Raw genomic sequence first — 26,908 nt, forward strand, 5'->3', positions numbered from 1 at the left:
CCAGCCGCTGCCGCTGGGTCTCCCCCTCGGGGCTGCGGCCGGTGGCGTCGAGGATGCCGGCGAGCAGCAGTTCCACCGCGCGTTCGAAGGCGGCCTCGAAGCAGTCCTCCTTGGAGCGGAACTGCTCGTAGAAGGTTTCCCGGGAGACCCCGGCGCGTTTGATGATGGCCGCGACCGGTGTGCCGACATAGCCGTTCTCGGCCATCGCCTCGGCCATGGCGAGCAGGATGCGGTCGCGCTGGGCGCGCACCACGGTCTCCCGGGGCAGGCCGTGGCGGCCGCGGGGCAGGCGGGCGGTGACTGCCGAGTCGGTCATACGCTCTCCGTCGTGCGTGTTCAGGCGGGCCGCCGCAGTCGGCGCGGGCGGGCGGGCTGGTCGGTCGTGTAGGGCGCCACCTCGGTGCGGGCGATCTCCACGCCGGAGGCGACACCCGACCGCAGCGTCGTATCCACGGCCCACTGCCCGATGCCGCGGAACCACAGCAGCGGGCCCACCCAATAGGGTGACACGACCCGCCGCGATCGGCGTGCCAGCGCGCGTTCCAGACCGTCGATGGCCGGGCCGAGCGGGGCCACGTTCGAGACGGTGTCGCGGCCCAGGATGGCGTGTGCGGCCTCGGTGCCGAAGCCGCGCCCGGTCATCTCGGTGTCGAGTTCGGCGAAGTAGGCGATGCCGACCCGAGCTCCGGTGTGCCGCAATTCGATTCGCAGCGTGTTGCCGAGCGCGTCCACGGCGGCCTTGGAGGCGCTGTACGCCCCCGCCAGGGGTAGGTGGATGGCCGCCGCCAGCGAGGACACCAGCAGCGCGTAGCCGCCCGCGTGGGCGATATGCGGTCCGGCCGCGCGCAGCGTGTAGTAGACGCCGAGCACATTGACGGTGAGCGTCTCCTCCAATACCGCCGGATCGCCGCCGATGAGCGGCAGCTGCCGGGCGATACCGGCATTGGCGACCACGGCGTCCAGTCCACCGAGTTCGCTCACCAGTGCGGTGATCACCCGATCGACCTGGCTCGGATCGCCGACATCGCAGTAGCGCCACGGCGCGTCGCCGCAGTCGGCGGCCACCTGCGCCAGCAGATCCTGCTCGATGCCGAGCAGGGCCACCCGGGCGCCGTGCGCGTGCAGCTGCCGGGCGAGGGCGGCTCCGATCCCACGCGCCGCGCCGGTAACCAGAATCCGTCGTCCTTCGATATCAGGAGGCGAACCGAAGCGGCGTAGCCAATGGGCCGAGCGGGCTTTCATGGGATGACGGTAGCACTCAACGAACAGCAGTGTTCGCAAACTAGACGTCCGGTCCACTTCCGGACCCGTCGCAGCGGCGCTGCGGCCCACCGTTATCGTGCTATTGACGGAAGGCCAGCGAGAGGCCGTCCACCGTTGGAGAGGACCAATCACCGTGGAGATTTCGGGCTCCGCCGCAATTGTCACCGGAGGCGCGTCCGGTCTGGGCGCCGCGACCGCCAAGCGCTTCGCCGACCTGGGCGCCACCGTTTTCGGGCTCGACCTGCCGCAGTCGATCGAGCGCGCCGGGGACAGCGTGCCCGCCGGTGTCACCCTGATCCCGACCGACGTCACCAGCGGTGACGAGGTGGCCGCCGCGGTCGCCAAGGTCGTCGAGTCCGGTGTGCCGCTGCGCATCGTCGTCAACTGCGCCGGTGTGGGCTGGGCGGGCCGCATCCTGTCCAAGAACGGACCGCACGATCTGGAGCTGTTCCGCACCGTCATCACCGTGAACCTGCTCGGCTCCTTCAATGTCATGCGCCTGGCCGCCGAGGCCATGGCCAAGACCGAGCCGGTCGACGAGTACGGCCAGCGCGGCGTCGTCATCAACACCGCCTCGGTGGCGGCGTTCGAGGGCCAGATCGGGCAGATCGCCTACTCCGCCTCCAAGGGCGGCGTGGCCGGTATGACCATTCCGGCCGCCCGCGACCTGGCGCAGTTCGGCATTCGCGTCAACACCATCGCGCCCGGCATCATCGACACCCCGATGCTCGCCGGTGTCACCGAGGAGTACCGCAAGGGTCTGGAGGCGGGCGTCCCCTTCCCGTCGCGGCTGGGCCGTCCCGACGAGTACGCGCAGCTGGCGCAGTACATCGCCGAGCACGACTACCTGAACGGCGAGACCTTCCGCATGGACGGCGCGCTGCGCATGGCGCCGCGCTGACGCTGGAAACCACAAGGCCCGCACCGAGATTCGGTGCGGGCCTTGGTCTTCGAGAGCTGAGCTCGAATATTCTAAGCCTATCTAAGCGCTATATGTCTCAGTGCTTGCGCACAGCGGAGGCCTGCGGGCCCTTCTTGCCCTCGGTGATCTCGAACGAGACCTGCTCGCCCTCTTCGAGGCCGCGGTAGCCGGTGCCTTCGATCTCCGAGTAGTGGACGAAAACGTCGGGGCCACCCTCGCGCGAGATGAAGCCGTAGCCCTTCTCCGCGTTGAACCACTTGACGGTGCCCTGAACCATTACCTTCTCCTGACAGGGTGTTTCTTATATAACGGTCGCCGCGGTCACGGCGACCGGGTCGATCCAGACGGCGACTTGCTACTTGGATGCCAAGAGAAGCGACGCCCGCACAATGTTCCGCGCGAGCATGTGTCAAGCATGAACACGAAAAACCAACGACCAAGAAGTACAACGTACGCTACGAAGGCGAGTTCCCGAAATCGTCTAAACATGTCGATGGTCACAAAAGTGGCCCCGCACGCATAACCGACCACTGATCTTGTTTCTGGTGGGAGTGCCCGCCGGAGCGAGCACTCCCCGCCAGGTCAGACGGTGCGGGTGAGCCGTTCGGCCAGGATGCGGGCGAACTGCGCCGGATCCTTCAACTCGCCGCCCTCGGCGAGCACCGCGGTGCCGTACAGCAGTTCGGCGGTCTCGGCCAGATCCGAACTCTCCTCCGCCGAACGCTGCGCGAAGGCATCGCGCAGACCGGTCACCAACGGATGCGTCGGGTTCAGCTCCAGAATGCGCTTGGTGTGCGGCAGGTCCTGCCCGGAGGCGCGGTACATGCGCTCCAGCATCGGGGTGAAGTCGAACACATCACCCACGACGCAGGCGGGCGAGGTGGTGAGCCGGTTGGTCAGGCGCACCTCCTTGACCTCCTCCGCCAGGGTCTCCCCCAACCACTTCAGCACATCGGCGAAATCCTTCTCCTGCTGTTCGCGCAGGGCCTCGGATTCCTTCTTCTCCTCCTCGGTCTCCAGATCCACCTCACCCTTGGCGATGGACTGGAACGGCTTGCCGTCGAACTCCGGCACCGCGCCGACCCACATCTCGTCCACCGGATCGGTGAGCACCAGCACCTCGATGCCCTTGGCCCGGAACGCCTCCATATGCGGGGAGTTCTCGATCTGCTGGCGGGACTCGCCGGTCAGGTAGTAGATCGCGGACTGGCCCTCCTTCATGCGCTCCACGTACTCCGCGAGCGAGGTGGGCTCGGTCTCGGAGTGGGTGGAGGCGAACGAGGCGATGCTCAGGATGGTCTCGCGGTTGTCGGTGTCGGAGAGCAGACCCTCCTTGACGACCCGGCCGAATTCCTTCCAGAAGGTCTCGTACTTCGAGGTGTCCCCGTCCTCGGCCTGCCCGGCGGCCTTCATATCCTTGACCGTGGACAGCACCTTCTTGACCAGCCGCTTGCGGATGGCCCGGATCTGCCGGTCCTGCTGCAGGATCTCGCGCGAGACGTTCAGCGACAGATCCTGCGCGTCCACCACGCCCTTGACGAAGCGCAGATACTCCGGCATCAGCTCTTCGCAGTTGTCCATGATGAACACCCGGCGCACGTACAGCTGCACACCGCGCTTGTGCTCCCGCGCGAACAGGTCGAACGGCGCGTGCGACGGAATGAACAGCAGCGCCTGGTATTCGAAGGTGCCCTCGGCCTTCATCGGGATGATCTCGAGCGGATCGTCCCAGGCGTGCGAGACGTGCTTGTAGAACTCCTTGTACTCCTCCTCGGACACCTCGCTCTTCGGGCGGGTCCACAGGGCCTTCTGGGAGTTCAGCGTCTGGGTTTCGGTGATCTCCTTCTCGGTCTTCTCCTCGCCCTCACCCTCGGTGACGGTGCGCTTCACATCCATCCGGATGGGCCAGGCGATGAAGTCCGAGTACTTGCGGACGATCTCGCGGAGCTTCCACTCCTGCGTGTAGTCGAAGAGGTGATCGTCCTCGTCGGCGGGCTTGAGGTGCAGCTGCACCGTGGTGCCCTGCGGGGCCTCGTCCAGATCCTCGATGGTGTAGGTGGAGCTGCCCGCGTTCGACTCCCAGCGGGTGCCGCCGGTCTCGCCCGCCTTGCGGGTGGTCAGGGTGACCTTGTCGGCCACCATGAAGGTCGAGTAGAAGCCGATGCCGAACTGGCCGATCAGCTCCTCCGCCTCGGTCTGCGACTTCTTGGCCTCCAGCAGCTGCTTGCGCAGCTCCGCCGTGCCGGACTTGGCGAGGGTGCCGATCAGATCCACGACCTCGGCGCGGGACATGCCGATGCCGTTGTCGCGCACGGTCAGCACCCGGTTGTCCCGATCCACCTCGAGTTCGATGTGCAGATCGGAGATGTCGGCGGTCAGATCCTTGTCCCGGAACGACTCGAGCCTCAGCTTGTCGAGAGCGTCGGAGGAATTCGAGATCAGTTCCCGCAGGAAGGTGTCCTTGTTCGAATAGACCGAGTGGATCATCAGCTCCAGCAGCTGATGCGTCTCGGCCTGAAACTCCAGTTGTTCGACGTGATCGGTCACGTCGTGATGGTACGACGCGCGAAATCGGCGATGGAGGGAACCTCGGCATCCGCGCGATCGGTCATCCAGTCCCGCAGGATCTTCGTGGCCAGCACATCGTCCTCGTTGTACTCGAGGATGCGGGTGCGCTGGGACAGGTCCGGATCGCCCTCGTAGCCGACGGCCAGGCGATACCAGCTCATGGACGCCTCGCCACCGGCCTCCGGATCACGCCAGGCGAATCCGGCGACGGGGGCGATCTTCTTGAGGCCCTTGCCGTTCGGGCAGATGAACTGCTCCGAGACGGCCTGGAACATGTCCACCCAGTCCGGCCCGTCGACGAACTGCTGGATCTGCTTCTCGGTGGGCACCCCGGGCTGCCCGGCGAAGCGGCGGGCCGACTCGTAGAGCCACTTGTCCTCGGCGGTGCGGGAATAGCAGTAGGCGGCAAAGGTTTTCCCGCTGGCCTTCGCCTCGGCGCGGATGCCCATCAGCCAGTTCCAGAACTCGGCGAAGGATCGGCCCTCGTCCGGGGTGGGCAGCGGATCCCAGGTGACGAACGGACGGTAGACGCCGTCGAGCAGGGTGCCCCACAGGTAGGCCCCGTGCTCCTGGAAGCTCTCCAGGTCCACGTCCACCTCGACGTCCGCGCGCCGCACCGTGACCCGGTCGACGCGGCGGACCAGGGGTGCGCCGGTGGCCCAGGCGCGGGCGGTGACCACGGTCTCGGTGAACGGCTCGTACTGCCAGTCGTCCGGATCGTCACCGGTCCATCCGGCCAGATCGTCGATGGTGTCGACGCCGTGGCGGCGCAGCACCTCGGCGCGCGAGCCGGGGGCGACCAGGCTGATGTCGCGGTGGGCGATCAGCCACTTCTCGCACGCGCCGTCGAGGGCGTCCACGGCGACCGGGTCGGCGGTCTCGGCGGACGTCACCGCGATAGCCCCGGCGGCCGCACCATCAGCGGGCCGGGAATCGGGGCGGGCGATGGTCGTATCGACAGCGGCGGCTGCCGGGGCGGTGCGGGTCCACCACGGGCACTGGCGGCACTCGGGCACCTTCGACGGGATAGTCGGCAGCTCTCCCCGCACCACGGCGACCCGATCGGCGTAGCGCTGGTCGTAGTCGTCGAGAATCGGGCCCAGGTCGTGCACCAGGATGCGGTCGAAGTGGTAGCCGATGGCACCGCCGACCAGGGCGGGGCTGGCGTAGCCGTGGCGCTGCAACATGCGGTAGAGGTGGGCCAGCCGCTGCTGGTCGCGCTGCTGCGGGCGGGTGCGGACGTGCTTGTCCGGCTGCGGATTCCAGCGGTACAGGTCGCTGGTGGTGGGGTGGTAGTCGGCCGGGTCGGGTTGGCGCGGATCGGTGACCTTGTGGTTCACCACGATGATCGGGATGTAGCCGCCGCGATCGGCGTCCCGCCACAGGATTTCGCAGCCGCCGCGCCGCCCGGTGTCGGGTTCCTGCGGCAGCAGCGCGCCCCAGATGCGGTCGACGCCCGCCGCACAGGCCGCCATGGTGGCCTCGGCGCGCTGCGCGGCCGAGCGGGTCGGGTCGATCACCACCCAGCGGTTCGGATCGGCCGCGATGAGCGTGTCGCGCACATTCTCCCGGTGCGCCTGCGCCGCCTCCCGCCGCTGCTTCACCCCGGCGTCCTCGGCCACGCCCGACATCGCCCCCGGATGCAGGGCGTCCAGATGCAGCCGGTGACGGCAGCCGATCAGTGCCCGCGCGTCGATGAAAGACACTCGCTCGGTACGGAACTCGGCCGTCGACTCGGACCCGACGGCCGCCGTATCGGCCGGTCGCCGATCGTCGGCAGCGCCGTGTCTGTCGCGACCCAGCCGGTCGCCAATGCCCGAATCCACGCATAGCAGTATGGCGTGAGCCCCCGACACCCCCGTCCGCCCGCCCCTCTCCGGCCCGCTTCCTCCGCGTACGGACGCCGATCAGGTCGTGCCGCGCGCCGGTAAACGGGCATCACGGTCACGGTCGCGGGTGTGGACCCGCTACTGTGGGCGGCAAACCGTGTGACATGGGCGGACGGGCGAATTCCCCGGGCCTGTGCCGCCATGGCGAACCAGCGTGACGGAGGCCGTTCTATGGGGTTGTTCACCAAGCGCAAGAAGCGGGTCAGCCGCCGAGCGGAGGCGAAGGCCCTCAAGCACAAGGCGGCGATCGAGGCCAAGCTCGGGGCCAAGAACGAGCGCAAGCGCAACCGGGCCGAGATACGCACCCAGGAGAAGGTGGCCAAGGCGCAGATCAAGGCGCTCGAGGCGGAGGAGAAGGCGGCGCTCAAGGTGGCGGCGCGGGCCGAGCGGGAGCTGTTCAGCGCGGCGCAGGTGCGCAAGTACCTCGGTGTGGCGCGGATCCTGGTGCCGGTGCTTGCCCCGCTGGCGTACCGCGGCGCGACCTTCGTGCGCGGCCAGATCGACAACCGTCGGGCGCAGCAGCTGGGCATCGGCCTGGATCAGCTCAGCGAATTCTCCGGACCGGGTGCGAAACTGCGCGCGCGCATCGCCAATGTGGAGACCACGATCGGCGAATTGGAGTCCAAGGACGCCGATGTGGACACCAAGAAGTTCGCCACCGCCACCCGCGACCGCCTGGACAGCCTGAGCGCCGCCGTGCGCACCGCCGACCAGATGCCGATCCAGCGCCGCCGCGCCGTGCACGCCTCCATCTCCAATGAACTGTCGGGCGTCGAGTCGGACGTACTCGCCCGCCTCGGCGTCCGCTGACCCGGCTGTTCGATGCCCTACCGTGGCCGCACCGACCGCCGAGGCGACACGCCCGGCGGAACCGTGCGGTCGCGCGGTCCCGAGAATGGACACCGTGGCCGCGCAACGGCGGCAACCAGCTCCACGCCGGGGCTACGACGGAGGCGGTGGCCGGTCGCCGTGCGCGGTACGGAATCGCCTGCGCGGCAGGATAAAACGCCGCAGGTACGCGGATTTCTGGTAGGGGTCACCGTCGCGGCGCTGGCCATTGCCGCGCACGGCGCGGCCGGGGCCGACATTCCCGAGTCGGCCGGGGTGACGCTGCTGTTGCTGATCTCCGGTGCGGCCGGGGTGTCGGCGGCGGTATCGACGCGATCCCGGATGGCGCTGCTCGGCTGGCTGCTCGCCGGGCAGCTGGCCTGCCACGGCGCGCTGTCGGCGCTGTCCGGGCACACCCACGGTTCGGGTGCGGTGGCCGACCGGTGGATGATCACGGCCCATGTGCTGGCGGCCGGGTGCTGCGCGGTGCTGCTGGCGGTGGTCGAGCGGCTGTACGGGCTTGTCTCCCAGGCGGTCCGGGCGGCGACCACCCGCCCTGCGGTGCCCGCGACCCGTGGGGCGAGCCGGTGGCCGTATGCGGCGGGGGTGGCACGGCACGCGCTGGCCGTCGGTGCGATCGGTCCGCGTGCACCGCCCGTTCCGGGCAGTCGCTGATCCCCCACCAAACCCTCTGCCAGAGAAAGCACATCCACTTATGCACAGCTACGTTTCGCGTGCGCTCGGCACGGCCGTCGCGGCCGCGAGCCTCACGCTCTTGGGCGCCGGTACCGCCTTCGCCCATGTCACCGTCGACGCGCCCGGCGCGCAGCAGGGCGGGTACACCGTCGCCACCTTCCGGGTGCCGACCGAATCCGATACCGCGTCCACCACCGAACTCGTTGTCACCCTGCCGAATCTGAAGAGCGCCCGCACCGAGCCGCTGCCGGGGTGGGCCGCGAAGGTCGACCGCAATGCGGAGGGTGAGGCGACCTCGGTCACCTGGACCGCCGAGCCGGGCAATCCGGGGGTGGGTCCCGGCCAGTTCCAGCGGTTCGTCATCTCCCTCGGGCGGCTCCCCGAGACCGAGACCGTGAGCTTCGCCGCCGCCCAGACCTACAGCGACGGCACGGTCGTGCGCTGGGATCAGCCGGAGACCGGGGGTGAGGAGCCCGAACATCCCGCTCCGACACTGACTCTCGCGGCGGGCGACGGCGACGGGCACGGCCACACCGTCGGCGACTCCGCCGCCGCGGAGACCGACACCGACACCACCGCCCGCTGGCTCGGCGGCATCGGCCTGGCGCTGGGCGCGCTGGGTTCGGCCCTGGGCCTGGGCGCGGTCCTGCGGAGCCGCCGGTCATGATGCGACGTGTGATCGCCGGTGTGGTCACCGGCCTGCTGGTGAGCGGTATGGCCCTGCTGGGCGCGGGCACCGCGAGTGCGCATTCGTCGGTGGTGGGCAGCGACCCGGCCGCCGGGGCGGAGATCGCGACCGGGCCGGAGCGGGCCACGGTCACCTTCAACGAGGATCTGCAGACCAGCTTCCCGTCCATGACCGTGACCGGTCCGGACGGCAACCTCTGGTCGAAGGGCGACCCGACGGTGGACGGCCGCACCATCAGCGTGGCGGTCGGCGAACTGGGTCCGGTCGGCGAGTACAAGATCGCCTACCGGGTCACCTCGGCCGACGGCCACCCGGTGAGCGGCAAGATCACCTTCACGCTCACCCAGGAGGGCACTGGCACCCCGGGCCCGAAGGCGAATGCCAAGGCGGGCGAGGACGGCGACGGCGGCGGCTTCCCGCTGTGGATCTTCATCGTGGGCGCGGTGGTGCTGTTCGGCGGCGGCCTCGCCTTCGCGCTGCTCGGTGGTCGGGGTAAGCGACGTTCGTGAGCCGGTCCGACCGCACCGATCGCCGTGGGGGGACCGGCGGCATCCGACGTCGGCTGCTGCTGGTCGTCCCCGCGGGCCTGCTGGGCGCACTGCTGGCGTGGACGCTGGCCGGGGCCGACCCGGTGCAGCCGGAGGCCCCGACCCGGGCACTGGCCGACTGCGCGGGCGCGGCGGTGCTCGGCCTGGCCGCACTCCCCCGCCTGCACGACCGGCTCGACATCCCGTGGCGCGTGCTCGCCATCGCGGCGGGGGTGTGGGCGGCCCTGGAATTCGCCATGCTCGCCTTCGAAGCCGCCGAGGTGCTGGGTGTCTCGGTGGGTGAGCTGGGCGCGCGGCAGTTCGGCGCTTTCCTCACCGACGTGAGCGGCGGCCAGATCGGCATCGCCATCCTGCTCGGCAGCGGTGCGGTGGCGGCCTACAGCGCCTTCGGTTTCCGGCTGCCGGAGCGGGCCACCCCCGATCTGGTGCTGGTGTTCACGGCGGTGACCCTCGCGCTGCGGCCGATCACGGGACATATGTCACAGCAGGCGTTCGGTTCGGTGCTGGCCGCCGTGCACGCGCTGGCGGCGGCGGCCTGGTTCGGGCTGCTGCTGGCGCTGGCGCTGGTGGTGCGGACCCGCGGCGAGTGGGCGGTGTTGCTGCCCCGCTATTCGGCGTGGGCGCTGCCGCTGGTGGGCGTGGTGGGACTGACCGGCCTGGTGAACGGTCTGGTGCGGGTGGGTGGTCCGGCGGCGCTGGTGACCACCGGCTACGGTCGCATTCTGCTGGCCAAGACCGTACTGCTGGCAGCGCTGATCGCGCTGGGCTGGTGGTGGCGCAGGCGCTGGGTGCCGGTGGCCGCCGATCACCGCATGACGGCCGAGTCGTCGCTGCGGCGCGCGGTGCTGGAGACGGTCGCCATCGCGGTCGTTTTCGGACTCGCTGCTACACTCGCCGTCACCGCGTGAGACCTGGTGTGACACACCCGACCTGCGGACAAAACTAGAACACGTTACAGTCGAGCGCATGACCGAAGTCAAGATCATCGCAGACTGCGCGGCCTCGGCCGAATCCGCGTTCGCCTACGTGAACGACTATCGCAATCTCCCGAAGTTCATCACCGAGATCAGCGCGTTCACCCCGCTCACCGAACAGACCGAGGGCGTCGGCGCGACCTTCGACGGCACCATTCAACTCGGCCCCGTCACCCTGCACTCGACCATCGAGATCGTCCGCCACGAAGAGAACTTCGCCATCGGCGTGAAGTCCATCAAGGGCTTCGAGATCGAGTCCACCTTCCTGTTCCACGCCAAGGGCGAGCACGCCTGCACCGTCGACGCCATCGTCGACTACCGGGTGCCGGGCGGTATCGCCGGCAAACTGCTGGGCAAGACCATCGAGCCGTTCGTGAAGATGGCCGTGAAGAGCTCCACGCACCACCTGACCACCCAGATCGCCGCCTACCACCGCAGCGACGCCAACGCCTGATCACGCATCCGGACGGTCGCCGACGACGCCGACCCCGGTATGCCCGCCGCCCCGAGGGGCCGCGAATACTCATCGGTAACCACAGGGGAAGATGAACCCCGTGACCGATTCAGCCAATACTTCCGCGAACCCCGTCGCCACCGCCGACCTGGCCGATGAGATCGGCCCGGAGATCCGCAGCTGCGACACCCAGTTCATTCAGTTCGGCGGCCGGGAGACCTTCTCCGGCCGCATCGTGACCATCCGCTGCTTCCAGGACAATCTGCTGGTCAAGCAGACCCTCGGCGAACCCGGCGCGGGCCGGGTGCTGGTCGTCGACGGCGGCGCGAGCGTGCACACCGCCCTGGTCGGCGACATCATCGCCGGACGCGGCGTGGACAACGGCTGGGCCGGTGTGGTCGTCAACGGCGCGGTCCGCGACTCCGCCATCCTGCGCACCCTCGACATCGGCATCAAGGCGCTGGGCACCAATCCGCGCAAGAGCACCCAGACCGGCTCCGGCGAGAAGGACGTGCCGGTCGAGTTCGGCGGCGTCACCTTCGTGCCGGGCGACATGCTCTACAGCGACCACGACGGCGTCGTCGTGCGCGCCGAGAGCTAGCCCGCCTGAGCTACCCTCGCCTCCCGAGACCAGTCGTCACGGGTGCGGGATGCGAGGGCTCAGTCCGCCGCGACACGGGCCTTGTGGCCCGCGAGCGTGACCACGTCGCCCGCTTGTAGCTGTCGGCCGCGGCGCGTCTCCACCTCGTCGTTGACGCGCACCAGGCCCTGGGCGATCACGGTCTTGGCCTCCGAACCGGAATCGATGAGGTTCGCCAATTTGAGGAATTGGCCGAGTCGAATGACTTCGTCCGCGATCGGCACATCGACAGGATCCGACATGGGTACATCCTCACCCGCCGACGCTCCCGCGCCAAAACGCGACCTCGCGACCGGCCGGTAGGCCGCGGTTCCCCGGTCCCGAGACACGTACCCGGTGGCTTCTCCACAATGTGCCGTCGCACCAGACACACTGGTGCGGTGACTTCGACGCAGGACCGGCACCACCACGACTCCGAGCACAGACCGGAGGCGCGGTCACCGGAGGTTCCGCACCGGGGACACGGGCGCTTCGGCGAGGTGCCGCACCTCGCCGGTCTCGCACTGGGTGTCTTCGCCGTGTGCTGTGCGCTGTGGAGCATCTCCCCCGCCCTGCGCTACCTGACCTCCGGACTGCGGCACTACCTCGACGACTACTACTTCGACGCCCCCGACACCAGCCTCATGTGGGCGCTCATGGTCGGCCTGCTGGCGGGCGCGACCGCCAGCCGCAAACGCATCGCCTGGTGGGTGCTGGTCGGCTACCTCGCCCTGTACGCGCTGGCCAACGGCATCGAATTCGCGGCCGTGCGCGACTATCACGCCCTGGTCGCCCTCATCGTGCATCTGGGCGCGATCGGGGTACTCGTCGCCGCCTGGCCGGAGTTCTACACCCGGGTGCGTCCCGGCGCGGTGTGGAAGGCGCTCGCCGTGCTCGGCGGCGGACTGGCCGCGGGCTGCCTCATCGGCTGGGGACTGGTGGAACTGTTCCCCGGCAGCCTGCCCGGCGGCATCCAGCGACCGGCGTGGGCGGTCTCCCGGGTGACCGCGGCCATCCTGGTGAGCAACGAGAACTTCGACGGGCATCCGCCGCACTTCGTGAACCTGCTGCTCGGCCTGTTCGGCGCGGCGGCGGTGGTGGCGGCCGCGGTGGTGCTGTTCCGGTCGCAGCGCGCGGCCAACGCGCTCACCGGTATCGACGAGTCGGCGTTGCGCGGCCTGCTGGAGCGCTCCGACGTGGCGGATTCGCTCGGCTACTTCGCCACCCGCCGCGACAAGTCGGTGGTGTTCGCGCCCAGCGGCAAGGCGGCGCTCACCTTTCGGGTGGAGCTCGGGGTGTGTCTGGCCTCCGGCGATCCCATCGGCTTGCGGGAGGCGTGGCCGCACGCCATCGACGCCTGGCTGCGCCTGTGCGACGAATACGGTTGGGCCCCCGCGGTCATGGGTGCCAGCGAGGCCGGCGCCACCGCCTACGGGCGCGCCGGTCTGTCGGCGCTGCGGCTGGGCGACGAGGCGATTCTGGAGACCCGGAGCTTCTCGCTGGCCGGACCGGAACTGAAGCAGGTGCGCCAGGCCGCCAATCGACTACGCAAACAGGGCGTGGTGGTGCGGGTGCGCCGGCACGCCGAAGTGCCGCCGGAGGAGATGCGGCGGGTGATCGCCCGCGCCGACGCCTGGCGCGATACCGAGACCGAGCGCGGCTTCTCCATGGCGCTGGGCCGCCTCGGCGACCCGCTCGACGGGAACTGCCTGCTGGTGGAGGCGATCGACCCCGCCAGCTGCACCGGCCCGAACGACGAACCCCGGGTGCTGGGCATGCTGTCGCTGGTGCCGTGGGGCCGCACCGGCGTCTCCCTGGATCTCATGCGCCGGGACCCCAAGGGCCCCAACGGGATCATGGAGCTGATGATCTCGCAGCTGGCGCTGAACTCCGACCAGTACGGCATCACCCGGATCTCGCTCAACTTCGCGGTCTTCCGCGCGGTGTTCGAGGAGGGCGGGCGGATCGGCGCGGGACCCGTACTGCGCCTGTGGCGTTCGATCCTCATGTTCTTCTCGCGCTGGTGGCAGCTGGAGGCGCTGTACCGGTCGAATGTGAAGTACCAGCCCGTCTGGGTACCGCGGTTCTCGCTGTACGAGGATCGGCGGCAGCTGCCCCGGGTGGCCATCGCCAGCGCGCTGGCCGAGGGCTTCCTGCCGCGCTTCGGCACTCAGCCGGACGCGACCCGGCACACCGGCGTGACCTCCGCGGTGCCCGACACCATCACCGGCCTGCACGCCGACGGCAGCGCGCCCGATCCGGCCGAGGACGCCGCGGCCGATCCGGGACCGCGGCGTCCGGAGCAGGTCCGGGTGCGCATGGACAAGCTGCGGCGGCTCACCGAACGCGGCGTCGACGCCTACCCGGTCGCCTACCCGCCGACGCACACCATCGCCGCCGCCCGGCGGTCGCCGCAGGGCACCACGGTGCGAGTGTGCGCGCGGCTGTTGCGAATTCGCGATTACGGCGGTGTCGTGTTCGCGCTGTTGCGCGACTGGTCGGGCGAGATCCAGCTGATGATCGACCGCGGCCGGGTCGGCGCCGGTCGCGCCGCCGAATTCGACGAGTTCTTCGATCTCGGCGACCTGATCGAGGTGAGCGGGCAGATCGGCCGCAGCCGCCGCGGCGAGCTGTCGCTGCTGGCGCAGGACTGGCGCATGATCGGCAAATGCCTGCACCCGCTGCCGGACAAGTGGAAGGGCCTGGCCGATCCCGAGGCGCGGGTGCGGCAGCGCTACGTGGACATGGCGGTCAACTCCGAGACCCGCGAGCTGCTCACCAAGCGCAGTGCGGTGGTGCGCTCCCTGCGCGACACCCTCGGCGGCTGGGGGTTCCTGGAGGTGGAAACCCCGGTGCTGCAACAGGTGCGCGGTGGAGCCAACGCCACCCCGTTCACCACCCACATCAATGCCTACGACCTGGACCTGTACCTACGCATCGCACCGGAGCTGTACCTCAAGCGGCTGTGCGTGGGCGGCATGGAGAAGGTCTTCGAACTCGGCCGCGTCTTCCGCAACGAGGGCGTGGACTACAGCCACAATCCCGAGTTCACCATTCTGGAAGCCTATGAGGCGCACAGTGATTACGAGCGCATGATGCACGCCTGCCGCCAGCTCGTCCAGCAGGCGGCGGTGGCGGCCAACGGAAAGATGGTGGCGCTGCGGCCCGACGGCGACGGCGGCTACACCGAGGTGGACATCTCCGGCGAGTGGACGGTCAAGACCGTGCACGGCGCGGTCTCCCAGGCGCTCGGCGAAACCATCACGCCCGACACCGATGTGGAGCGGCTGCGGCTGCTGTGCGAGAAGGCCGGGGTGGCCTACCAACTCGGTTGGGACGAGGGCCAGCTCGTGCTCGAACTGTACGAGCGCCTGGTGGAATCCCACACCGAGGAGCCCACCTTCTACATCGATTTCCCCACCTCGGTCTCCCCGCTGACTCGCGCCCACCGGCATATCGCCGGGGTCACCGAGCGCTGGGACCTGGTGGCCTGGGGCGTCGAACTCGCCACCGCCTACAGCGAATTGACCGATCCGCTCGAACAGCGTCGACGGCTCACCGAGCAGTCCATGCTGGCGGCGGGCGGCGATCCGGAGGCCATGGAGCTGGACGAGGACTTCCTGCAGGCGCTCGAGCACGCCATGCCGCCCACCGGCGGACTCGGCGTCGGCGTCGATCGCGTGGTCATGCTGCTCACCGGGCGCAGCATTCGCGAGACGCTGCCCTTCCCGCTGGTGAAACCACGTACCGCGCAGAGTGATTCACGATGATGGCAGAATCCCGTGTCGCGCGGTATGTCGCGGCCTGAACTGCTCGTATTAACGCGACGTGACCCGGGCGCGACTACCGTTCGAAGATCGGCCCGTGCCACGGGTCGCGAACCGAACGGGGGGTTCCCACATGTACTACCTGGACCTGATGACCCAGGCGAATCTGCTCGACCACTCGGTGTGGGCCAGTCCCGACACCTGGACCGCCGCGCTCGAGCACCAGGCCAAGCGCAAGAAGAGCGGCGGCAAGGGCGGGCTGATCTTCGGCGCGATCTGCTGCATCGGACTGGTGGTGCTGATTCTCGGCATCGTCTACCTGGTCACCCAGCGCAAGAAGAAGTAGGGGCGGGGCCGACCCGGGCCGGAGGTCCGGGTCGGGCGTACGGCACAGTAGGAGACGTGCAGTTGATCCTCGTCCGTCACGCCCAGCCGCAGCGCATCCACGGCACCGCCGCGCCAGACATGCACGGCACCGCCGTGGCGGCCGATCCCGACCTCACCGAGATCGGCGTCCAGCAGGCCGGGCGGGTTCCGGGAGTGCTCGCCCCGCACCGGGTGGCCCGGGTGGTGAGCAGCCCGCAGTTGCGCGCCCGCGAAACCGCGCGGCCCACCGCGGAGAAGCTGGGCCTGGATGTCGACATCTGCGACGGTCTCGCCGAATACGATCGCGACCTGCCGGTGTACATCCCCATCGAGGACGCGCAACGCGAATTCCAGCAGGTGTACGAGCGGATCAAGGCCGGATACATCCCCGAGCAGATCGACGCCGACGCCTTCCGCGCCCGGGTGCTGGACACGGTCGCGGCGATCACCGCCGCCGCCGACCACTCCGATACGGTGGTCGCCTTCGCGCACGGCGGGGTGATCAATGTGCTGCTGCAGGATGTGCTGGGCCTCGAACGGCCGCTCACCTTTCCGATCGACTACTGCTCGGTCACCCGAATCCTGTACTCGCGCAGCGGGCGTCGCACGGCGGCCACCGTCAACGAGAACAGCCACGTGTGGGATCTGCTCCCCCGCGGGCTGCGGTCCTGATACGAGCGAGGGCCGCCCCACCGGGACGGCCCTCGCCGGTTCGACACCTGCGGACTACGCCGACCGGGCGATCCAGTTGTGCATCCAGCTGACGGCGGTCTGCCCGCCGCCGACCGGGTAGCTGCCGTACATCTGGTGGGTGCCGGTGCCGTAGAACTGCCGCAACTGCTCGATGCGCTGCTGGTTGGCGTCCTCGCTGAGCTGCGCCTGCAAGGTGGGGAACCCGCCCTGTGCCATCAGATCGGTCATGATGGCGCCCAGTTCCTGCTGGTAGCGCCACATGCTGGCCGGGCTGGGATTGGATGCCTGCGCGAGGAATCCGGCGAACCGCATGACGAAGTCGCTCTCCTCCGTCGAGCAGTACAGGTCGCCGATGGCGCAGATGGTGCGCACCCGGTCGGCGATCCAGCCGAAGCCGCCGACGCGCGGGCCACCGGCCCCGGCGCCCGGTGCGGCCGGGCCGACCTGGATGTCCGCGGGCGAGCGGCGCGGATCGGAGAGCAGGCCGACGGCCACGACCCGGTCCGGGGATACCGGCCCGATTCCGGTGCCGATCTCGGCGGCCAGGTCACCGGCCGCGTCCGCACCCTGGCTGTAGCCCACGATCGCGATCTTGGTCGAACCGCAGCGCGCCGCCATGGCCCGCACCAGATTGCGGGCGTTCGCGGTGGCCTCCGCCTTGGACGCGCCGTAGACATCGCCCTCCCAGGGGAAGGCGGTCGCGGCGTAGTTCACATAATCCACGCGGCCGGGTAGCCCGTCGGTCACACCCGACAGCATGCCGTGCTCGGGATCCTTGTCCTTGCCGGTCTCCCAGGTCCCCGGGATGGCGACCGTGTACAGGCTCGGGCATCCCGGATCCGCCACCGCGGATCCGCTACCGCCGAGCACGAGGCCGGACAACACACTCGCCGCTGCCCCCGCAGCGGCGACAATCTTCTTCAACCGCATAGTGCTCCAGTTCACCTGCCCGGGACGTAACGATCTCGTCCCGATTCCCGATCATGGTGCGGTCGTCCGATGACGTTTCCGTGCACACCGAGTTAACGCAGGTAACCCCACCCGTATGAGATTCGCGAACTCACCGCGGCGAAGAGATCGGCGACACACCGGTGACAAGGATAAAGGGGGCTTGGCGTCGTCGCCGACCAACTGCCGGAAAACGTCCGATTTGCGTTGGTGCCAACATCTTTCACGCACCGGCTCTGTGATGCACGCCACTACGGAGGGGTGTGAGCCGCAGTGAGACCGTGGCGACCGGTCCGCACTCGCGACGGCCGGTGCGAACTTACCGATGTATCGCACACCGAAATTCGCAGGTGTTCGCTCGGCTCGCGGGCGCATACTGACCTGTAGTACCTCGTCGGGGTGGAGGGCATGAGGTGGAGTCGGCAATCCGATCGGATGCTGTCCGCGCGACCCGTTCACTGCTGACATCGGTAGTCGCGCGGTTCGCCGCCGCCTGGGAAACCGCACAGACGCCGCCCGAGCTGGCCCGGTTCCTGCCGGACGCACCCGAGTTCCGGCGGCTGTGCCTCATCGAACTGATCAAGGTCGACCTCGAATACCGCTGGGTGCGCTTCCACCACCCCAAGCGCCTCGCCGACTACCTCGCGGAATACGTCGAACTCGGCGCCGAACCGCTGCCGCCGGACCTGGTCTACGAGGAATTCCACGCGCTGCGCCGCGCCGGGCTCGAACCCGAACCGAGCGGGCGCGTCGACACCGACGACACCGTGCCCGCCCTCGCCGCCGACGACTACCGCAGCACCCTGATCGCGGTGCCCTGGGCGCAGGAAGCCCTGGACGGCATCGAGGTGGGCGACCGCATGGGCGACTTCGACCTGCTCAGCGAACTGGGCAGCGGAGCCTTCGCACGCGTGTTCCTGGCCTGGCAGCGCTCCATGCAACGCCTGGTGGCGGTGAAGATCTCCCAGAACCGCGGCACCGAATCCGAGACGCTGGCGCAACTGGACCATGACCACATCGTGCGCGTCTACGATCAGCGGCTGCTCGCCGACCGCGACCTGAAACTGCTGTACATGCAGTACCTGCCGGGCGGCACCCTGCACGACGTGCTGACCCTGGTACGCACCCGCCCACCCGAAGAGCGCAGCGGCGCACTGCTGTTGGAGGCGGTCGACGCGGCCATGCGCGCCCGCGGCGACATCGTGGACGGCGATTCCCTCATCCGCACCGAACTGGCCGCCGCCACCTGGCCGGAGGCCGTGGCGTGGCTGGGCAAACAGCTCGCCGAATCACTCGACTACGCGGCCCGCCACGGCGTGTTGCACCGCGACATCAAACCCGCCAATGTGCTGCTCACCGCCGAGGGCGCGCCGAAGCTCGCCGATTTCAATGTGAGCTTCGGCCGCCATGTCGCCGGGACCAGCCCACTCGCCTACTTCGGCGGCTCACTGGCGTACATGTCGCCCGAGCAACTCGCCGCCTGTCATCCGCACCTGCCCACCACCGCCGAACACCTCGACGACCGCAGCGACATCTACGCCCTCGGGGTGATGCTGTGGGAATTGCTGACCGGCCACCGGCCCTTCGACGACGAAACGCGCGCGGGCGACTCCGCCACCTCCCTCGAGCGCATGCTGGAACTGCGCAAACGCGAAGTCGCGCAACAGCATCTGATGGACCTGCCCCCGGATACGCCGCCGACCCTGCGCCGCGTACTGCTCGGCTGTCTGGCCCCGCGCCCGCAGGACCGGTGGGCCAGCGGGGCCGAACTGGCGCAGCAGCTGGGCCTGTGCCTGGATCGGCGCGCCCGCGATCTGGTGGACCCGCCGCACACCAGCCCGCGCGCCCGGCTCGGACCCTGGTCGCTGCTGGCCATCATCAGCCTGGCCAGCACCGCCGGGCTCATCCTCGGCGTGCTGTACAACAACCTGCACAACGCCCCGCTGTTCTACGCCTGGGTGCGGCCCGACCAGCGGGAGCGACTCCAGGACATCAGCGGTCTGCTCGGCGTCGTCACCACCCCGATCGCCATCGTGGTGACCAACTATCTGTGCCGCCGCGCCTTCCTGGTGTGGCGGGTGGTGCGGCGGGGTCGGACCGTGGACACCGCGATCCTCGCGCAGGCGCGGCGCGACACCCTCGTCGACGGCGACCGGGTGGCGCTGGTGGCCTTCGGCGGCTGGATGTTCCACGCCGTGGTGACACCGGTGATCCTGCTGGTCTACTCGGATCTGTCGGTACGCCAGATCATCCACTTCTCCACCACACTGGTGGTGAGCGGGACCATCGCCGTGGTGTATCCGTTCTTCCTGGTCACCTTCTGCGTGGTGCGCTGCTTCTATCCGCGCCTGCTGGTGCACGGGGAGACCACCGACGACAGCGCCGCGCTGCGCGCACTGGGCCGCCGCTGCAACCGCTATCTCGCGGTGGCGGCGTCGATTCCGCTGATCGCCGTGATCACCGGCCTCATGTTCCTGGAACCGGCCGAGGTGTCCCTGGTGATCGACCCCATCCAATGGCTGTGCCTGGCGGGCATTCTCGGCTTCATCGGCGACTACTGGCTCAACCACCAACTCCAGGAGGACCTGCGCGCCTTCGAACGCGCGGTCACCCGAAGAACAGCAGCCCGAACAACCCCAGCCACACCACACTCGTGACGATGCCCGCGACCGCCCAGCCCCGGTCGTCACGGTCGCTGTCCGTGAACAACGACATGATGCCGAGGCCGAGCCCCGGAATCGCCGGTATGCCACAGAGGAATCCGCTCATCCCGAGCGCGAACGACGCGATCGCCAACCCGGTGCGCCGCCGCGGCACCGACTGGGTGTAGGCGCTGTAGGAACCCGGTACGACCGCATTGTCTCCCGGCCGCACCGGAAATGGCGCATACAGCGACGCACCGAGCGGCACCGGCGGCATGATCGTCCGCCCTGCCGAACCATACGGCCGCAGTGGCGGCAACTGCTCCATCGCGTGATCGAGATCCCCGAAGGTGCGGGCGTTGAGTGCCAACCCGATTCGATCGGAGAGTTCGTCTGCGGCGATCCGCCCGGCCTGGAAGTGCTGCTTCAACGCCTCGATCGCGCGTTCCCGGTCAGCATCGCCCGCAAGCGAATTCGAGGTGGGCCACTGAGGTTCCATGGGCGTCTCCGTTGAACCCGAGGAAGCGGATATCTCTGGTTCGAGACTATGCCTCCGGCACGCCGGAATACGCCGTTCGAGAGCAGCACCACAGGGCGCGCCGCATCACAGAGTCATGCATCACAGCCTCACGCATCACCGATGTGACGGCGTTCGGCGGCGGTCTGCTCCGCCGGTTACGTCGGACGCCCATGGGTCGAAACCCATGGGCGTCCGGTTGTGTCGCTCCGCTCAGCGGGTCAGCGCTGCGCCACCATCGTGGGGGTGATGGGGGACGGCAGGGCGGAATCGCCCTCGAGGTACTTGTCCACCGCGGCGGCGGCGGCGCGACCCTCGGCGATGGCCCAGACGATCAGGGACTGGCCGCGGCCCATATCGCCCGCGACGAAGACGCCGGGGACGGTGGTCTGCCAGGCGTTGTCACGCTTGACGTTGCCGCGCTGGTCGTAGCCGACGCCCAGATCCTCGAGCAGGCCGTTCTTCTGCGGGCCGACGAAGCCCATGGCCAGCAGCACCAGATCGGCCTCGAGGGTGAAGTCGGTGCCCTCGACCTTCTCGAAGCGGCCGTTCACCATCGTGACCTCGTGCGCCTGCAGGCCGGTGACCTTGCCGTCCGCGCCGACGAAACGCTCGGTGTTGACCGAGAACACCCGCTCGCCGCCCTCCTCGTGTGCCGAGGAGACCCGGTACATGAGGGGGTAGGTCGGCCACGGGGTGGACGCGGCGCGCTCCTCCGGCGGACGCGGCATGATCTCGAACTGGTGCACCGAGGCCGCACCCTGCCGGTGCGAGGTGCCCAGGCAGTCCGCGCCGGTGTCACCGCCACCGATGATGACGACCTTCTTGCCCTTGGCGTGGATGGGCGGCAGGCCCTCGGCGTCGGTGATGGCGTCGCCCAGCTGCACCCGGTTGGCCAGCGGCAGGAACTCCATGGCCTGGTGGATGCCGTCCAGATCGCGACCCGGGATCGGCAGATCGCGCGCGATGGTCGCGCCACCGGCCAGCACCACCGCGTCGAACTGCTCACGCAGCTGCTCGGCGGTGATGTCCACGCCCACGTTCACGCCGGTCTTGAAGACGGTGCCCTCGGCCTCCATCTGCGCCATACGGCGGTCGATGAAGCGCTTCTCCATCTTGAATTCCGGAATGCCGTAGCGCAGCAGGCCGCCGATGCGGTCGTCACGCTCGAACACGGTCACGGTGTGGCCCGCGCGGGTCAGCTGCTGCGCGGCGGCCAGACCGGCCGGGCCGGAGCCGACCACGGCGATCTTCTTGCCGGTCAGCCGGGTCGGGTACACCGGGGTGACCCAGCCCTCGTCGAAACCGTTCTCGATGATCTCGACCTCGACCTGCTTGATGGTGACCGGGTCCTGGTTGATGCCGAGCACGCAGGACGACTCGCACGGAGCCGGGCACAGGCGGCCGGTGAACTCCGGGAAGTTGTTGGTGGCGTGCAGCCGCTCGAACGACTCCTTCCACGCACCCTTGTAGACCAGGTCGTTCCACTCGGGAATCAGGTTCCCCAGTGGGCAGCCGTTGTGGCAGAAGGGAATACCGCAGTCCATGCAGCGGCTGGCCTGGCGCTGGAGGGTCTCGTGGGAGAAGTTCTCCTCGTAGACCTCTTTCCAGTCCATGAGGCGCAGCGGCACCGGACGGCGAGTCGGCAGTTCCCGTTTGGTGTGCTTCAGGAAGCCCTGTGCGTCACCCATTTACGACTCCTGACAAAAGCTAACGCGCCATCCGGCGCACCGAACAAGGCTGGTGCGTCGCACCGCAGTAACGTCAGCCACGAGCGGCCTCCATGATGGCCTCGTCGACATCCCGCCCCGACGCCTCGGCCTCGGAGATGGCGAGCAGGACCTTCTTGTACTCGCGCGGCATGACCTTCACGAAGTTGTTCACCTGCTGCGACCAGTCGCTCAGAATGCGTTCGGCCACGGCCGAACCCGTCTCGTCGCGGTGGCGCGCCACGATGTCGTGCAGCCAGGTGAAGTCCTCACCCGAGAGCGGCTCGATGGCATCGGACTGCTCGGGGTTGACATTGCCCTCGAAGGTGCCGTTCGGGTTGTAGACGTAGGCCACGCCGCCCGACATGCCCGCACCGAAGTTGCGGCCGGTCTCGCCGAGGATGACCACGCGGCCACCGGTCATGTACTCGCAGGCGTGGTCGCCCACGCCCTCGACCACCGCGGTGGCGCCCGAGTTGCGGACCGCGAAGCGCTCGCCGACCACACCGCGGATGAACGCGTGGCCGTTGGTGGCGCCGAACAGGATCACGTTGCCCGCGATGATGTTCTGCTCCGCCACGAACTCGGCGGGCGCGTCGGCCGACGGCCGGACGACGATGCGTCCACCCGAAAGGCCCTTGCCCACATAGTCGTTGGCATCGCCGAGCACCCGCAGGGTGATACCGGCCGGGACGAACGCGCCGAAGGAGTTACCGGCGGAACCGGTGAACGTGATGTCGATGGTGTCGTCGGGCAGGCCCGCGCCGCCGTACAGCTTGGTCACCTCGTGGCCGAGCATGGTGCCGACGGTCCGGTTCACGTTCGTGATCTTGGTTTCGAACTTGACCGGCTTGCCCCGCTCCAGTGCGTCGCGCGCCTGGGTGATGAGCTGGTTGTCCAGCGCCTTGTCCAGGCCGTGGTCCTGCTCCTTGGTCCGGCGGCGGTCCTGGTACATGAACGCCGTCTCGACGTCGTCCAGGATCGGCGACAGGTCCAGCTTGCTGGCCTTCCAGTGCGACTTGGCCGCGGTGGTGTCGAGCAGGTCGACCCGGCCGACGGCCTCGTCCAGGGTGCGCAGGCCCAGCGACGCCAGCAGCTCGCGCACCTCTTCGGCGATGAACATGAAGAAGTTCTCGACGAATTCCGGCTTGCCGGTGAACCGCTCGCGCAGGATCGGGTTCTGGGTGGCGACACCGACCGGGCAGGTGTCGAGATGACACACGCGCATCATGATGCAGCCCGAGACCACCAGCGGAGCGGTCGCGAAACCGTACTCCTCGGCACCCAGCAGCGCGGCGATCATGACATCGCGGCCGGTCTTCATCTGACCGTCGACCTGCACCACGATGCGGTCGCGCAGACCGTTGAGCAGCAGCGTCTGCTGGGTCTCGGCCAGGCCGAGCTCCCAGGGGCCGCCCGCGTGCTTGAGCGAGGTCAGCGGCGACGCACCGGTGCCACCGTCGTGGCCGGAGATCAGCACCACGTCGGCGTGCGCCTTGGACACACCCGCGGCGACGGTGCCGACGCCCGGCTCCGCGACAAGTTTCACGTGAATCCGCGCCTGCGGGTTCGCGTTCTTCAGGTCGTGGATCAGCTGGGCCAGATCCTCGATCGAGTAGATGTCGTGGTGCGGCGGCGGTGAGATCAGGCCGACGCCCGGGGTGGAGTGCCGGACCTCGGCGACCCACGGGTACACCTTGTGCGCGGGCAGCTGGCCGCCCTCGCCGGGCTTCGCGCCCTGCGCCATCTTGATCTGGATGTCGGTGCAGTTGGTCAGGTAGTGCGCGGTCACGCCGAAGCGGCCCGAGGCCACCTGCTTGATGGCGGAACGACGCCAGTCGCCGTTCTCCTCCGGCTCGAAGCGCGCCGGATGCTCGCCGCCCTCACCGGAGTTGGAGCGGCCGCCGAGCCGGTTCATCGCGACGGCGAGGGTCTCGTGCGCCTCGGCGGAGATGGAGCCGTAGCTCATCGCGCCGGTCGAGAACCGCTTCACGATCTCGCTGGCGGGCTCGACCTCGTCGATCGGAATCGGGTTGCGGCTCTTGGACTTGAACTTGAACAGGCCGCGCAGCGAGGCCAGGCGCTCGGTCTGGTCGTCCACCATCTTGGTGTACTCCTTGAAGATGGAGTACTGCCCCGAGCGGGTGGCGTGCTGCAGCTTGAACACCGTGTCCGGGTTGAACAGGTGGTATTCGCCCTCGCGCCGCCACTGGTACTCACCGCCGACCTCGAGCTCGCGGTGCGCGCGCTCGTTGCGGTTCTCCAGGAACGCCAGCCGGTGCCGGGCCGCGACCTCGTCGGCGATGTCGTCGAGGCCGATGCCGTCCAGCGGCGAGTTCAGGCCGACGAAGTACTCGTCGCACAGCGCCTGCGACAGGCCGACCACCTGGAACAGCTGCGCGCCGCGGTAGGACGCGACGGTGGAGATGCCCATCTTGGACATCACCTTCAGCACGCCCTTGCCGGCCGCCTTGTTGTAGTTGGCGACGGCCTTCTTGAAATCGGACTCCACCGAACCGGTGCCCAGCGACAGCGCGCCGCGCTCCAGCATGTCCTCGATGGACTCGAAGGCCATGTACGGGTTGATGGCCGCCGCGCCGAAGCCGATCAGCATGGCCATGTGGTGCACCTCGCGGGCGTCACCGGCCTCCACGACCAGGCCGACCTTGGTGCGGGTGCGCTCGCGCACCAGGTGGTGGTGCACGGCGGCGGTCAGCAGCAGCGACGGGATCGGGGCGAGCTTCTCGTTGGACTCGCGGTCGGACAGCACGATGATGCGCGCGCCGCCGTCGATGGCCGTCGACACCTGGCGCTGCACGGCCTCGATGGCCTTGCGCAGCCCCTTGCCGCCCTTCTTGACCGGGTACAGGCCGTGCACGACCACCGAGCGCAGCCCCGGACGGGAGCCGTCGTCGTTGATGTGGACCAGCTTGGCCAGCTCGTCGTTGTCCAGAATCGGCTGCGTCAGGGTGATCTGACGGCAGGACTCCGGACCCGGGTGCAGCAGATCGGACTCGGGTCCGATCAGCGTGCGCAGCGAGGTCACGACCTCTTCGCGGATGGCGTCCAGCGGCGGGTTGGTGACCTGCGCGAACAGCTGCGCGAAGTAGTCGAACAGCAGTCGCGACCGGTTGGACAGCACCGCGATCGGGGTGTCGGTGCCCATGGAGCCGAGCGCCTCCATGCCCTTCTCCGCCATGGGAGCGAGCAGCAGGTTCAGCTCTTCGTTGGTGTATCCGAAGATCTGCTGGCGAATGAGCACGCGGTCGTGCGACATGTGCACGTGCGGGCGGTCCTGCAGATCGCTCAGCTTGGTCGGGCCCTCGTCCAGCCACTGCTGGTACGGGTGCTCGCCGGCCAGCTCCTCCTTGATCTCCTCGTCGCCGATGATGCGGCCCTGCGAGGTGTCGACCAGGAACATGCGGCCCGGCTGCAGGCGCGCCTTCTTGACCACCTTGGCGGGGTCGATGTCGAGCACGCCGACCTCGGAGGCCATCACGACCAGGCCGTCGTCGGTGACCCAGATGCGGGAGGGGCGCAGACCGTTACGGTCCAGCACCGCGCCGATGACGGTGCCGTCGGAGAAGCACACCGACGCCGGGCCGTCCCACGGCTCCATGAGGAACGAGTGGTAGCGGTAGAACGCGCGTTGCGCGGGGCTCATGTTCTCGTGGCGCTCCCACGCCTCCGGGATCATCATGAGCACGGCGTGCGGCAGCTTGCGGCCGCCCAGGTGCAGCAGTTCCAGCACCTCGTCGAAGCGCGCGGTGTCCGACGCGCCCGGGGTGCAGACCGGGAAGATCTTCTCCAAGCGGTTGTTGCCCTCGGCGTCGGTGCCGAAGACGTCGGAGTTCAGCAGCGCCTCACGGGCGCGCATCCAGTTCTCGTTGCCGGTGACGGTGTTGATCTCACCGTTGTGCGCGACCCGGCGGAAGGGGTGCGCGAGCGGCCACGAGGGGAAGGTGTTGGTGGAGAAGCGGGAGTGCACGATGCCGAGCGCGGATTCGACGCGGTCGTCCTGGAGGTCCAGGTAGAACGCGCGCAGCTGCGGCGTGGTGAACATGCCCTTGTAGACGAAGGTCTGGCCGGACAGGCTCGGGAAGTAGACCGACTCCTTGCCGACCGGGCCCGCGCCGGCGCCCGCCTTGCCGAGTTCGTGCTCGATGCGCTTGCGGACGACGTAGGCGCGGCGCTCCAGGTCCATGCCGGAGAGCTGCTCGGCGCCGCCCTTGGGCGAGGCGATGAAGATCTGCCGGAAGGTCGGCATGGCGTCGCGGGCCAGCGCGCCCAGCGACGATTCGTCGATCGGCACCTCACGCCAGCCGAGGACCTCGAGGCCCTCCTCGCGGACGATCTTCTCGACCCGGTAGGCGGCGCGCGCGGCTTCGCGGCGGGCCTGTGGGAGGAAGGCGATGCCGGTGGCGTACGAGCCCTCGGCGGGCAGCTCGAAGTCGACGATCGCCCGGAAGAAGCGATCCGGGAGCTGGATCAGGATGCCCGCGCCGTCGCCGGAGTTCGGCTCCGCGCCGGCTGCGCCTCGGTGCTCCAGGTTCAGCAGTGCCGTGATTGCCTTGTCGACAATGTCGCGGCTGCGACGGCCGTGCATGTCGACGACGAATGCGACACCACAGGCGTCGTGTTCGTTCGCCGGATCATAGAGCCCGCGGGGTCCAGGGGACCTGTGGCCAGGAAGTTGCGTCATGCCTCTGCCTTCACAAAAAACAGGCCTTCGAAGAATGCGGCCTTCGTCGAACGCCTCCGTCAGACTGCGCCCGGACGTTGCAGTCACAGTCGGCTTCCTGACCAGCGGCGCTGAT

The 26,908-nt window shown here is 68.8% G+C and carries 21 protein-coding genes and 1 pseudogene; 12 read left to right on the plus strand and 10 right to left on the minus strand.

Annotation, left to right across the window (positions count from 1 at the left end):
• Positions 1–148 precede the first annotated feature (148 nt).
• Positions 149–316 (minus strand): annotated as a pseudogene (locus FOH10_RS36170) (TetR/AcrR family transcriptional regulator); the annotation flags it as partial.
• Positions 317–336: 20 nt separating this feature from the next.
• Positions 337–1,242, minus strand: a complete 906-nt coding sequence (locus FOH10_RS31090; RefSeq protein WP_143983337.1) for an SDR family NAD(P)-dependent oxidoreductase — start codon at positions 1,240–1,242, stop codon at positions 337–339.
• Between the two features lie 154 nt (positions 1,243–1,396).
• Here FOH10_RS31090 and FOH10_RS31095 point away from each other — a divergent pair, with 154 nt between their 5' ends.
• Positions 1,397–2,164 (plus strand): SDR family NAD(P)-dependent oxidoreductase, encoded by a 768-nt coding sequence (locus FOH10_RS31095; RefSeq protein WP_029930486.1) that lies wholly within the window; start codon positions 1,397–1,399, stop codon positions 2,162–2,164.
• A gap of 97 nt (positions 2,165–2,261) precedes the next feature.
• Here the strand turns inward: FOH10_RS31095 and FOH10_RS31100 are convergent, their stop codons facing one another.
• The 3 genes from FOH10_RS31100 to FOH10_RS35940 all read right to left on the minus strand — a co-directional run bounded on the left by FOH10_RS31100 (position 2,262) and on the right by FOH10_RS35940 (position 6,579).
• Positions 2,262–2,462: a cold-shock protein gene (locus tag FOH10_RS31100; RefSeq protein ID WP_029930487.1), complete on the minus strand. Its 201-nt coding sequence runs from the start codon at positions 2,460–2,462 to the stop codon at positions 2,262–2,264.
• A 305-nt stretch (positions 2,463–2,767) separates the two neighbouring features.
• A complete protein-coding gene (htpG, locus tag FOH10_RS31105) occupies positions 2,768–4,732 on the minus strand; it encodes a molecular chaperone HtpG (RefSeq protein ID WP_143983338.1) in 1,965 nt (654 codons plus the stop codon).
• Entirely contained in the window at positions 4,729–6,579 is a 1,851-nt protein-coding gene (locus tag FOH10_RS35940; RefSeq protein WP_425326114.1) for a TM0106 family RecB-like putative nuclease, read from the minus strand. The genes htpG and FOH10_RS35940 overlap by 4 nt, the downstream gene beginning before the upstream one ends.
• A 234-nt stretch (positions 6,580–6,813) precedes the next feature.
• Here FOH10_RS35940 and FOH10_RS31115 point away from each other — a divergent pair, with 234 nt between their 5' ends.
• The 7 genes from FOH10_RS31115 to rraA all read left to right on the plus strand — a co-directional run bounded on the left by FOH10_RS31115 (position 6,814) and on the right by rraA (position 11,431).
• Entirely contained in the window at positions 6,814–7,452 is a 639-nt protein-coding gene (locus tag FOH10_RS31115; RefSeq protein WP_029930490.1) for a DUF6474 family protein, read from the plus strand.
• A gap of 159 nt (positions 7,453–7,611) precedes the next feature.
• Complete coding sequence (locus FOH10_RS31120) at positions 7,612–8,145, plus strand: hypothetical protein (RefSeq protein ID WP_143983339.1); 534 nt, start codon at positions 7,612–7,614, stop codon at positions 8,143–8,145.
• A 40-nt stretch (positions 8,146–8,185) separates the two neighbouring features.
• Positions 8,186–8,833 carry a YcnI family copper-binding membrane protein gene (locus FOH10_RS31125; protein ID WP_143983340.1) on the plus strand — a complete coding sequence of 216 codons (648 nt, stop codon included), beginning with the start codon at positions 8,186–8,188 and terminating at the stop codon, positions 8,831–8,833.
• A complete protein-coding gene (locus FOH10_RS31130; protein ID WP_029930493.1) occupies positions 8,830–9,363 on the plus strand; it encodes a copper resistance CopC family protein in 534 nt (177 codons plus the stop codon). The genes FOH10_RS31125 and FOH10_RS31130 overlap by 4 nt, the downstream gene beginning before the upstream one ends.
• The gene (locus FOH10_RS31135; RefSeq protein ID WP_244961451.1) at positions 9,360–10,310 is read left to right on the plus strand and encodes a CopD family protein; all 951 of its coding nucleotides are present in this window, start codon (positions 9,360–9,362) and stop codon (positions 10,308–10,310) included. The genes FOH10_RS31130 and FOH10_RS31135 overlap by 4 nt, the downstream gene beginning before the upstream one ends.
• A gap of 58 nt (positions 10,311–10,368) precedes the next feature.
• The gene (locus tag FOH10_RS31140) at positions 10,369–10,830 is read left to right on the plus strand and encodes an SRPBCC family protein (protein WP_039808229.1); all 462 of its coding nucleotides are present in this window, start codon (positions 10,369–10,371) and stop codon (positions 10,828–10,830) included.
• A gap of 100 nt (positions 10,831–10,930) precedes the next feature.
• On the plus strand, positions 10,931–11,431 hold the full coding sequence (gene rraA, locus FOH10_RS31145) for a ribonuclease E activity regulator RraA (protein ID WP_244961452.1): 501 nt from the start codon (positions 10,931–10,933) through the stop codon (positions 11,429–11,431).
• 59 nt (positions 11,432–11,490) lie between these two features.
• Here the strand turns inward: rraA and FOH10_RS31150 are convergent, their stop codons facing one another.
• On the minus strand, positions 11,491–11,712 hold the full coding sequence (locus tag FOH10_RS31150; RefSeq protein ID WP_039808223.1) for an RNA-binding S4 domain-containing protein: 222 nt from the start codon (positions 11,710–11,712) through the stop codon (positions 11,491–11,493).
• A 138-nt stretch (positions 11,713–11,850) separates the two neighbouring features.
• Here FOH10_RS31150 and lysX point away from each other — a divergent pair, with 138 nt between their 5' ends.
• The 3 genes from lysX to FOH10_RS31165 all read left to right on the plus strand — a co-directional run bounded on the left by lysX (position 11,851) and on the right by FOH10_RS31165 (position 16,254).
• A complete protein-coding gene (gene lysX / locus FOH10_RS31155; RefSeq protein ID WP_255056163.1) occupies positions 11,851–15,219 on the plus strand; it encodes a bifunctional lysylphosphatidylglycerol synthetase/lysine--tRNA ligase LysX in 3,369 nt (1,122 codons plus the stop codon).
• 130 nt (positions 15,220–15,349) lie between these two features.
• Positions 15,350–15,562: a hypothetical protein gene (locus tag FOH10_RS31160; protein ID WP_143983343.1), complete on the plus strand. Its 213-nt coding sequence runs from the start codon at positions 15,350–15,352 to the stop codon at positions 15,560–15,562.
• A gap of 56 nt (positions 15,563–15,618) precedes the next feature.
• Positions 15,619–16,254: a histidine phosphatase family protein gene (locus FOH10_RS31165; protein ID WP_143983344.1), complete on the plus strand. Its 636-nt coding sequence runs from the start codon at positions 15,619–15,621 to the stop codon at positions 16,252–16,254.
• A 54-nt stretch (positions 16,255–16,308) separates the two neighbouring features.
• Here the strand turns inward: FOH10_RS31165 and FOH10_RS31170 are convergent, their stop codons facing one another.
• On the minus strand, positions 16,309–17,205 hold the full coding sequence (locus FOH10_RS31170) for a cutinase family protein (protein ID WP_081872610.1): 897 nt from the start codon (positions 17,203–17,205) through the stop codon (positions 16,309–16,311).
• A gap of 431 nt (positions 17,206–17,636) precedes the next feature.
• On the opposite strand from FOH10_RS31170, the gene FOH10_RS31175 reads away from it, so the two are divergent.
• Positions 17,637–19,880, plus strand: coding sequence for a serine/threonine-protein kinase (locus FOH10_RS31175; RefSeq protein ID WP_143983345.1), 2,244 nt, complete (start codon positions 17,637–17,639; stop codon positions 19,878–19,880).
• Here the strand turns inward: FOH10_RS31175 and FOH10_RS31180 are convergent.
• From FOH10_RS31180 to gltB, 3 genes are all read right to left on the minus strand, one after another.
• Entirely contained in the window at positions 19,831–20,364 is a 534-nt protein-coding gene (locus tag FOH10_RS31180; protein ID WP_143983346.1) for a DUF1707 and DUF4190 domain-containing protein, read from the minus strand. The genes FOH10_RS31175 and FOH10_RS31180 overlap by 50 nt on opposite strands.
• A 239-nt stretch (positions 20,365–20,603) precedes the next feature.
• Positions 20,604–22,073 (minus strand): glutamate synthase subunit beta, encoded by a 1,470-nt coding sequence (locus FOH10_RS31185; RefSeq protein ID WP_143983347.1) that lies wholly within the window; start codon positions 22,071–22,073, stop codon positions 20,604–20,606.
• A 73-nt stretch (positions 22,074–22,146) separates the two neighbouring features.
• On the minus strand, positions 22,147–26,793 hold the full coding sequence (gene gltB / locus FOH10_RS31190; protein WP_143983348.1) for a glutamate synthase large subunit: 4,647 nt from the start codon (positions 26,791–26,793) through the stop codon (positions 22,147–22,149).
• Positions 26,794–26,908 lie beyond the last annotated feature (115 nt).

Source organism: Nocardia otitidiscaviarum, from assembly GCF_007362295.1.
GTDB lineage: Bacteria > Actinomycetota > Actinomycetes > Mycobacteriales > Mycobacteriaceae > Nocardia > Nocardia otitidiscaviarum.